The organism is Kitasatospora sp. NPDC001547, assembly GCF_042894165.1.
Classification (GTDB): Bacteria; Actinomycetota; Actinomycetes; order Streptomycetales; family Streptomycetaceae; genus Kitasatospora.
Genome location: NZ_JBIAVL010000004.1, coordinates 87,901 through 97,567 on the forward strand (window position 1 = coordinate 87,901; position 9,667 = coordinate 97,567).

Annotated in this window: 6 protein-coding genes and 1 pseudogene; 6 read left to right on the plus strand and 1 reads right to left on the minus strand. The window is 72.0% G+C overall.

Annotated features, from left to right (window positions below):
• Positions 1 to 29 precede the first annotated feature (29 nt).
• From ruvB to ACFY0X_RS08820, 6 genes and pseudogenes are all read left to right on the plus strand, one after another.
• A complete protein-coding gene (gene ruvB, locus ACFY0X_RS08795) occupies positions 30 to 1,115 on the plus strand; it encodes a Holliday junction branch migration DNA helicase RuvB (RefSeq protein ID WP_387751914.1) in 1,086 nt (361 codons plus the stop codon).
• 260 nt (positions 1,116 to 1,375) lie between these two features.
• Positions 1,376 to 1,783, plus strand: a complete 408-nt coding sequence (gene yajC / locus ACFY0X_RS08800; RefSeq protein WP_387750839.1) for a preprotein translocase subunit YajC — start codon at positions 1,376 to 1,378, stop codon at positions 1,781 to 1,783.
• Positions 1,784 to 1,931: 148 nt separating this feature from the next.
• On the plus strand, positions 1,932 to 3,731 hold the full coding sequence (gene secD, locus ACFY0X_RS08805; protein WP_387750841.1) for a protein translocase subunit SecD: 1,800 nt from the start codon (positions 1,932 to 1,934) through the stop codon (positions 3,729 to 3,731).
• 4 nt (positions 3,732 to 3,735) lie between these two features.
• On the plus strand, positions 3,736 to 4,836 hold the full coding sequence (secF, locus tag ACFY0X_RS08810) for a protein translocase subunit SecF (protein WP_387750844.1): 1,101 nt from the start codon (positions 3,736 to 3,738) through the stop codon (positions 4,834 to 4,836).
• 34 nt (positions 4,837 to 4,870) lie between these two features.
• Positions 4,871 to 5,422, plus strand: coding sequence for an adenine phosphoribosyltransferase (locus ACFY0X_RS08815; RefSeq protein WP_387750847.1), 552 nt, complete (start codon positions 4,871 to 4,873; stop codon positions 5,420 to 5,422).
• Between the two features lie 193 nt (positions 5,423 to 5,615).
• Positions 5,616 to 8,027: pseudogene (locus ACFY0X_RS08820) on the plus strand (RelA/SpoT family protein); the annotation flags it as partial.
• A gap of 67 nt (positions 8,028 to 8,094) precedes the next feature.
• On the opposite strand, the gene ACFY0X_RS08825 reads toward ACFY0X_RS08820, so the two are convergent.
• Positions 8,095 to 9,324 carry a DUF349 domain-containing protein gene (locus ACFY0X_RS08825; RefSeq protein ID WP_387750850.1) on the minus strand — a complete coding sequence of 410 codons (1,230 nt, stop codon included), beginning with the start codon at positions 9,322 to 9,324 and terminating at the stop codon, positions 8,095 to 8,097.
• Positions 9,325 to 9,667 lie beyond the last annotated feature (343 nt).

The following is a 9,667-nucleotide window of genomic DNA, read 5'->3' on the forward strand; positions in this document are numbered from 1 at the left end:
CGACACCGGAGACTCTGGAGCCCGCGACGATGTACGACCCGGAACCCGCCGACCGGCTGGTCACGGCCGCCGCCGACGGTGAGGACCAGGCGGTGGAGGCCGCGCTGCGCCCCAAGCTGCTGGACGAGTTCATCGGCCAGGAGCGGGTGCGCGAGCAGCTGTCGCTGGTGCTCCAGGCGGCCCGCCAGCGCGGCAGCGCGCCCGACCACGTGCTGCTGAGCGGCCCGCCCGGGCTCGGCAAGACCACCCTGTCCATGATCATCGCCGCCGAGCTGGGCGCCCCGATCCGGATCACCTCCGGTCCGGCCATCCAGCACGCGGGGGACCTCGCGGCGATCCTCTCCTCGCTCACCGAGGGCGAGGTGCTCTTCCTCGACGAGATCCACCGGATGTCCCGGCCGGCCGAGGAGATGCTCTACATGGCGATGGAGGACTTCCGGGTCGACGTGATCGTCGGCAAGGGCCCGGGCGCCACCGCCATCCCGCTGGAGCTGCCGCCCTTCACCCTGGTCGGCGCCACCACCCGGGCCGGCCTGCTGCCGCCGCCGCTGCGCGACCGCTTCGGCTTCACCGGGCACATGGAGTTCTACGCCCCGGCCGAGCTCCAGCGGGTGGTGCACCGCTCGGCCACGCTGCTGGACGTGGAGATAGACCCGGCCGGCGCGGCCGAGATCGCCGGGCGCTCGCGCGGCACCCCGCGCATCGCCAACCGGCTGCTGCGCCGGGTCCGCGACTACGCCCAGGTCCGGCACGACGGGCAGGTCACCGCGGAGATCGCCGCCCAGGCGCTGGACGTCTACGAGGTGGACGCCCGCGGTCTGGACCGGCTGGACCGCGCGGTGCTGGACGCGCTGCTGCGGCTGTTCGGCGGCGGTCCGGTCGGTTTGTCGACACTCGCGGTCGCCGTGGGGGAGGAGTCCGAGACGGTCGAGGAGGTCGCCGAGCCCTTCCTGGTCCGCGAGGGCCTGCTCGCCCGCACCCCGCGCGGGCGGATCGCCACCGCCGCCGCCTGGCAGCACCTCGGCCTGACCCCGCCGGCGCAGACCCCGCCGGTCCAGACCACGCGCGGAAGCGTTCCGGCGCAGTCGGAGCTGTTCCCCGCCGACGAGAGTTGACCGCCATCGGCTGAACGGGTGAGTCCGGCCGGTCGGTTCCCGCCCCGCGCATCCGTGGCGGCACACGGAGGAGCCGGGACGGAAGTCCGGGGAAACAGTGCAGGCGGAGGGTCGCCACTTTCGGCGGCAGGATGCGATGCTTGGCGTTGTCCGATCGATTCGGGGTCGCCTAGACTCCGCCGGACCGCCCCTCTCACCTGACGGGCCGACCAATACCACACAGGCCGCCGGCCGGCGGCCCGTAAAGGACCCTGGCTGCAGTGAACCTCATCATCCTTCTCCTCCCGATCATCGCGATCGTGCTCATGTTCCGGTCGCAGAAGAAGCGCCAGCAGCAGATGCAGAGCATGCAGACCTCGCTGGAGCCCGGGGCGGGGGTGCGCACCATCGGTGGCCTGTACGCCCAGGTGAAGGCGGTCAACGAGGAGACCGTCGAGCTGGAGATCGCGCCCGGCGTGGTCGCCCACTTCACCAAGAGCGCCATCGCGGCCGTCCTGGACCCCCAGGAGTACGACGCGATCATCAACGGCCGCCCCGCCGATGACGAGCTGCCCGAGCCGGAGGCCGAGGAGGCCGACGCCGAGCCGGCCGAGGACAAGCCGCTGACGCTCACCAAGGACAGCGCCGAGAAGGGCGATGCCGAGGGCGGGGCTCCCGCGAGCAAGTAGTACGGACGGGCAACCCGCCCGGCCGCGCGGCGCAGTGCCGCGAGCCCACAGGACCTCAGGGCCGCACAACCGCCCGTACCCCCGTCCCGACGATCGCCGGCCGGGGGTACGGCCGGGGAAGTGGCATGGACAGGGAGAAACGAGCAAGGTGGCAACACCCAAGTCGCGCCCGCGCGACGGCTACCCAGGGCGGGCGCTTGCCCTCATCCTGGTCGTCACCGTCGGACTGGTCGCCCTCATGTTCGGGACGGGCACCACCAAGCCCCGGCTCGGGATCGATCTCGCCGGTGGCACCAGCATCACGCTGACCGCGAAGTCGTCCGACCCCAAGGCGCTCAGCAAGTCCAACATGGACATCGCCGTCGGGATCATCGAGCGCCGCGTCAACGGGATGGGTGTCTCCGAGGCGGAGGTCCAGACCCAGGGCTCGGACACGATCATCGTGAACATCCCCAAGGGCGGCGACCGGCAGAACGCGGCGGACCAGGTGGGTACCACCGCCAAGCTGTTCTTCCGCCCGGTCCTGGCCGTGGCCCCCAGCGGCATCAGCGCCCCGGCGCCGACCGGCACCCCGTCCGCGGCCGCCACCGGCACCCCGGGCGCGACCCCGTCCGCCGCCGCCACCGGCACCCCGTCGGCGACCGCGAGCGCCACCAAGCAGGGCCGCCCCGCGAGCGAGGCGCTGGCCGCCGAGGGCGCCACCCCGACCCCCGCCGCCACCGGCGCAGCGACCCCCGCCGCCACCGGCAGCGCGGCCCCGGCCGCCACCGGTGCCGCGAGCGCCGCGGCCACGCCGAACGCCGCCGACCTGAGCGCCGCGATGACCCAGGGCAGCGTGCCGCCCGAGCTGGCCGCCGCGTTCGCCGCCCTGGACTGCTCCAAGCCCGACGTCCGCGCCGCCCAGACCGGCGCCGAGGACAAGGCCGTCGTCGCCTGCTCGCAGAAGGCCGAGAACGGCTACTACGAGAAGCTGGCCCTCGGCCCCGTGGCCGTGAAGGGCTCGGACGTCTCCAAGGCCCAGGCCACCATCGACACCCAGACCGGCGCCGGCTGGCAGGTCCAGCTCCAGTTCAACGGCACCGGCACGGACGCCTTCACCAAGGTCACCGGCCAGCTGGCCACCCAGGCCCCGCCGAACAACCAGTTCGCCATCGTGCTGGACAACCAGGTCGTCTCCCACCCGCAGGTCAACGGGGCGATCCCGGGCGGCAGCGCGGTCATCACCGGCCGCTTCTCGCAGGCCGAGGCGCAGGACCTCGCCAACGTACTGGGCTACGGCGCGCTGCCGCTGGAGTTCAGCAAGAGCGACATCACCACCGTCTCCCCGGCGCTCGGCAGCGACCAGCTCAAGGCCGGTCTGATCGCCGGCGCGATCGGCATGATCCTGGTGGTCGCCTACTCGCTGGTCTACTACCGCGGCCTCGGCCTGGTCTCGATCGCCGGTCTGCTCGTCTCGGCGGCCCTGACCTACTCGATCATGAGCCTGCTCGGCAACGCGATCGGCTTCGCGCTGAACCTGCCGGCGGTCTGCGGTGCGATCGTCGCGATCGGCATCACCGCGGACTCCTTCATCGTGTACTTCGAGCGCATCCGCGACGAGGTCCGCGAGGGCGCCCCGCTGCGCCCGGCGGTCCAGCGGGCCTGGCCGCGCGCCCGGCGCACCATCCTGGTCTCGGACTTCGTGTCCTTCCTCTGTGCCGCCGTGCTCTACGTGGTCTCGGTCGGCAAGGTCCAGGGCTTCGCGTTCACCCTGGGTCTGACCACCGCGCTCGACGTCGTGGTGATCTTCCTCTTCACCAAGCCGCTCATCACGCTGCTGGCCCGCCGGAAGTTCTTCCTGGACGGCCACCCGTGGTCCGGCCTGGACCCGAAGCGGCTGGGCGCCCGCCCGCCGCTGCGCAGCAGCCGTCGCCGTAACCCCTCCTCTGCCGCCGTGAAGGAGGCCTGACACCGTGTCACGCTTCTCCAACCTGGGCCACCGGCTCTACCAGGGCGAAGTCAGCTTCGACTTCGTCGGGCGCCGCAAGCTCTGGTACTCCATCTCCGGCGTGATCGTGCTGGTCGCGGCGATCGGCCTGGCCATGGGCCTGCACCTGGGCATCGAGTTCAAGGGCGGCTCGGTCTACACCGTGGCCAAGCCCGGCCTGACGGTCTCCCAGGCGCAGGAAACCGCGGACGGGGTCGTCTCCTCGCACCCGCTGGTGCAGTCGACCGAGAACGGCAAGATCCGCATCCAGGTCAGCACCGAGGAGCCGAAGAGCTCGGACCAGATCCGCACCGAGCTCTCGCAGAAGCTCGACGTGCCGCTGGACACCGTCGAGGCCCAGGTGATCGGCCCCAGCTGGGGCAAGCAGATCTCCCAGAAGGCACTCACCGGTCTGATCGTCTTCATGATCCTGGTGACGGTCTACCTGGCGATCGCCTTCGAGTGGCGGATGGCGGTGTCCGCCCTGGTCGCCCTCATCCACGACCTCCTGATCACCATCGGCGTGTACGCCCTGGTGGGCTTCGAGGTCACCCCGGGTACGGTGATCGGCTTCCTGACCATCCTCGGTTACTCGCTCTACGACACGGTCGTCGTCTTCGACACCGTGAAGGAGAACACCAAGGGGCTCACGAAGCAGAACCGGCTCACCTACAGCGACGCCGCCAACGCGGGCCTCAACCAGACCCTGGTGCGCTCGCTCAACACCACCGTGGTGGCGCTGCTGCCGGTCGCCGCGCTGCTGTTCATCGGCGGCGGCCTGCTGGGCGCCGGCACCCTGAACGACATCTCGCTCGCGCTGTTCATCGGTCTCGCGGCCGGTGCCTACTCCTCGATCTGCGTCGCCACCCCGCTGCTGGCGCAGCTCAAGGAGGAGCAGCCGGAGATGAAGGCGCTGCGCAAGCGGGTCCTCCAGCACCGCGCCGCGGCCGCCAAGGCCGAGGCCGCGGAGGGCGTCGCGGCGGACCAGGAGCCGTCGGGCGAGGAGCAGCCCGCGGGTATGGTCGGACAGCGCGGCCGTTCGGCCGGCACCGGCCGGGCCAAGGGCCGTCCGTCCACCAAGCGCTGACCCGAGGCACCGACAGACCGTGAAGGACACCACCGTGACCACCGCCGACACCGCATTGGCCGAGCTGCTGAACAGCCGGATCCGGGACGTCCCGGACTACCCGAAGCCGGGAGTGCTGTTCAAGGACATCGCGCCGCTGCTCGCCGACGCCGAGGCCTTCGGCGCCCTCACCCGGGCGCTGGCGGACCGGGCCAAGGAGCTCGGTGCCACCAAGGTGGTGGGCCTGGAGGCGCGCGGCTTCGTGCTCGCGGCCCCGGCGGCCTTCGCGGCCGGGCTCGGCTTCGTGCCGATCCGCAAGCAGGGCAAGCTGCCCGGCGAGGTGTTCCGGCGCTCGTACGAGCTGGAGTACGGCTCGGCGACGCTGGAGGTGCAGTGCGACGCCTTCGCGCCCGGTGAGCGGGTGCTGGTGGTGGACGACGTGCTGGCCACCGGTGGCACCATCGGCGCCTCGCTGGACCTGGTGAAGGAGGCCGGGGCCCGGCTGGCGGGCGTCGTGGTGCTGATGGAGCTGGGCTTCCTGGACGGCCGGGAGCGGCTGTCCGGGCACCTGGACGGCGCTCCGCTGGAGACGCTGGTCACGGTCTGAGGGCCTCCCGGAAGGACGGCGGTCGGAACATCCGACCGCCGTCCTTCCGTTTCCGGGCCCGGCCGGATGAACACCTCGGCGCCCGGCTCGGTACCATGAAGATTCATCCCCTCCCGGTTGTACCCGACCGTTCGGGTCTCGGCGGGGGTCGGCCCGGTGCCCCGAGGAGTTGTCCTTGCCCGACGAGGTTGTGCCCACGGCCGCAGCGGCCGCCCCCGAAGACCGTCCCACGCCCTCGGGGGCCACCCCGGCACGCCCGGCGCCCACCTCCTCGCGTTCGCTCGGCCCGTCGGGCCGCGGCTCCACCGGCGGCATGCGGGCCCGGCTGGCCCGGCTGGGCGGCCAGCGCTCCAGCGTGCTGAACCCCGTCCTGGAGCCGCTGTTCCGCTCGATCCGGGCCAACGACCCCAAGGCCGACCCGGCGCTGCTGCGCGACATCGAGAAGGCCTACGCGGTCGCCGAGAAGTGGCACCGCGGGCAGAAGCGCAAGAGCGGCGACCCGTACATCACCCACCCGCTGGCGGTGGCGACGATCCTGGCCGAGCTCGGCATGGACGCCCCGACCCTGATGGCCGGGCTGCTGCACGACACCGTCGAGGACACCGACTACGGCCTGGAGACCCTGCGCAAGGACTTCGGCGACTCGGTGGCCCTGCTGGTGGACGGCGTCACCAAGCTGGACCGGGTCAAGTTCGGCGAGGCCGCGCAGGCCGAGACCGTCCGCAAGATGGTCGTGGCGATGGCCAAGGACCCGCGGGTCCTGGTGATCAAGCTGGCCGACCGCCTGCACAACATGCGCACGATGCGCTACCTCAAGCGGGAGAAGCAGGAGAAGAAGGCCCGCGAGACGCTGGAGATCTACGCCCCGCTGGCGCACCGGCTGGGCATGAACACCATCAAGTGGGAGCTGGAGGACCTCGCCTTCGCGATCCTCTACCCCAAGATGTACGACGAGATCGTCCGGCTGGTCGCCGAGCGTGCCCCCAAGCGGGACGAGTACCTGGCTACCGTCATCGACCAGGTCCAGGCGGACCTGCGCGGCGCCCGGATCACCGCCTCCGTCACCGGCCGGCCGAAGCACTACTACTCGGTCTACCAGAAGATGATCGTCCGGGGCCGGGACTTCGCCGAGATCTACGACCTGGTGGGCATCCGGGTCCTGGTCGACACCGTCCGCGACTGCTACGCGGCGCTGGGCACCATCCACGCGCGGTGGAACCCGGTGCCGGGGCGGTTCAAGGACTACATCGCGATGCCCAAGTTCAACATGTACCAGTCGCTGCACACCACGGTGATCGGTCCCGGGGGCAAGCCGGTCGAGCTGCAGATCCGCACCTTCGACATGCACCGGCGGGCCGAGTACGGCATCGCCGCGCACTGGAAGTACAAGCAGCGCGCGGTGGCCGGGGCGTCCAAGGTCCGCACCGACACCCCGACCCAGGTCCGCAAGGACGACAAGGCCGGCGCCGTCAACGAGATGGCCTGGCTGCGGCAGCTGCTGGACTGGCAGAAGGAGACCGCCGACCCGGGCGAGTTCCTGGAGTCGCTCCGCTTTGACCTGGCCAGCAACGAGGTCTTCGTCTTCACCCCCAAGGGCGACGTGATAGCCCTGCCGGCCGGGGCGACCCCGGTCGACTTCGCCTTCGCGGTGCACACCGAGGTCGGCTACCGGACGATAGGCGCCCGGGTCAACGGGCGGCTGGTGCCGCTGGAGTCGACCCTGGAGAACGGCGACACCGTCGAGGTGTTCACCTCCAAGGCGGAGAACGCCGGCCCGTCCCGGGACTGGCTGGGCTTCGTCAAGTCGCCGCGCGCCCGCAACAAGATCCGCGCCTGGTTCTCCAAGGAGCGCCGCGAGGAGGCGATCGAGCACGGCAAGGAGGCGATCGTCCGGGCGATGCGCAAGCAGGGCCTGCCGATCCAGCGGATCCTGACCGGCGACTCGCTGGTCACCCTGGCCCACGAGATGCGCTACCCCGACATCTCCTCGCTCTACGCCGCGATCGGCGAGGGCCACGTCGCCGCGCCGAACATCGTGCAGAAGCTGGTCCAGGCGCTCGGCGGCGAGGAGGGCGCGACCGAGGACCTGGCCGAGACCGCCACCCCGACCCACGACAACCGCCGCGCGGCGCGCCGCCGGGCCAAGGGCGACCCGGGCGTGATCGTCAAGGGCGTCGAGGACGTCTGGGTCAAGCTCTCCCGCTGCTGCACCCCGGTTCCGGGCGACCCGATCGTCGGCTTCGTCACCCGCGGCAACGGCGTCTCGGTGCACCGCGCCGACTGCGTCAACGTGGAGGCGCTGAGCCAGCAGCCGGAGCGCATGATCGACGTCGAGTGGGCGGCCACCCAGTCCTCGGTCTTCCTGGTGGCCATCCAGGTCGAGGCGCTGGACCGCTCCCGGCTGCTCTCGGACGTCACCCGGGTGCTCTCCGACCAGCACGTCAACATCCTGTCGGCGGCCGTGCAGACGTCCCGGGACCGGGTGGCGATGAGCCGCTTCACCTTCGAGATGGGCGACCCGAAGCACCTGGGCCACGTGCTCAAGGCGGTGCGCGGCGTCGAGGGCGTGTACGACGTCTACCGCGTCACCTCCGCCCGCAAGTAGCGGCGGGTACGCGCAAGGCCCCCGGGAGCGGTCCCGGGGGCCTTCGTCGTCCAGCGCGGCGAGGAGATCAGCCGCTGAACTCCTCCTGGCTGCGGTGCGCCTGCTCCAGCAGGGTCCGCACACCGGCCAGCTCGGACTCCAGCTTGGCGGTCCGGGAGGCGTTGCCGGCCGCGCGGGCCTTGTCCAGGTCGGCCTGGATCTTGTCGGCCTTGGCCTGGAACAGGCCCACCATGCCGGCCGCGCGGGCCTTGGCCTCCGGGTTGGAGCGCTTCCACTCGGCGTCCTCGGCCTCGCGGATGGCCCGCTCGACCGCGTTCAGCCGGCCGTCCAGCTTCGGACGGACCTCGCGCGGCACGTGGCCGATCGCCTCCCAGCGCTCGTTCACCTCCCGCAGCGCGGCCTTGGCGGCCTTGAGGTCGGTGATCGGCAGGATCGCCTCGGCCTCGGCGGCCAGCGCCTCCTTGAGCTTCTGGTTCTCCACCTGCTCGGCGTCCCGCTCGCTGAACACCGCGGAGCGGGCCTGGAAGAAGACGTCCTGGGCGCCGCGGAACCGCGCCCACAGCTCGTCCTCGATGTCCCGCTGGGCCCGGCCGGCGGCCTTCCAGCGCGCCATCAGGTCGCGGTACGAGGCCGCGGTGCTGCCCCAGTCCGTGGACGAGGACAGCGCCTCGGCCTCGGCGACCAGCGCCTCCTTGGTCTGCCGGGCCCTCTCGCGCTCGGCGTCCAGGGTGGCGAAGTGCGCCTTGCGGTGCTTGGAGAAGACCGAGCGGGCGTGCGAGAAGCGGTGCCACAGCTCGTCGTCGCTCTTGCGGTCCAGGCGCGGCAGGCCCTTCCAGGTGTCCACCAGGGCGCGCAGCCGGTCGCCGGCCTCCCGCCACTGGGTGGACTCGGCGAGCTGCTCGGCCTCGGAGACCAGCGCCTCCTTGGCCGCGCGGGCCTCGTCCTGGGCCTTGGCGCGGGCGGCCTTGCGCTCCTCGCGCCGGCTCTCGATCTCGCCGGCGAGCGTGTCCAGCCGCTTGGCCAGGCCCTCCAGGTCACCGACCGCGTGCCCCTCGACGACCTGGGCGCGCAGGTGCTCCAGCGCGGTCTGGGCGTCCTTGGCGGCCAGGTCGGTGGTGCGCACCCGCTTCTCCAGCAGGCCGATCTCCACCTCGATGCCCTGGTACTTGCGCTCGAAGTAGGCGAGGGCCTCCTCGGGCGAGCCGGCCTGCCAGGAACCGACGACGCGTTCACCGTCGGCCGTCCTGACGTAGACCGTGCCCTGCTCGTCCACACGGCCCCACGGGTCGCTGCTCATAGCGCGTCCTCCACATGACGTCGCGCCCGCGCCGGGGCGGCGCGCGTCCGTCGTCCACAGTTGATGTGCGACGGACCGAAAGAAGTCCGCCGTCCCCGTCCGCCGTGCCTTGCTGCCGAGGGTGACGGCCAGGCGGGTGCGGGCACCCTATACAACGCCAACATAGGCGACCAGGCCCGGTGCTGTCCGCATCCGGGCCGGGCGATTTCGGCCCGGGGCCGTGGGGGGGGGGGGGGGGCGCCCCCCCCCCCCCCCCCCCGCCGCCGGCCCACCTTACCCCCCCGACCAGACATGGATGGTGTGGCGGCGGACGGGGTGGGGGGCGCCGCCCCCCGACCCGAGG

Bases quoted from the DNA above. Each gene is read 5' to 3' on its own strand.
- ACFY0X_RS08825 (WP_387750850.1), bottom strand. From the start codon at position 9,324: ATGAGCAGCGACCCGTGGGGCCGTGTGGACGAGCAGGGCACGGTCTAC.
- ruvB (WP_387751914.1), top strand. From the start codon at position 30: ATGTACGACCCGGAACCCGCCGACCGGCTGGTCACGGCCGCCGCCGAC.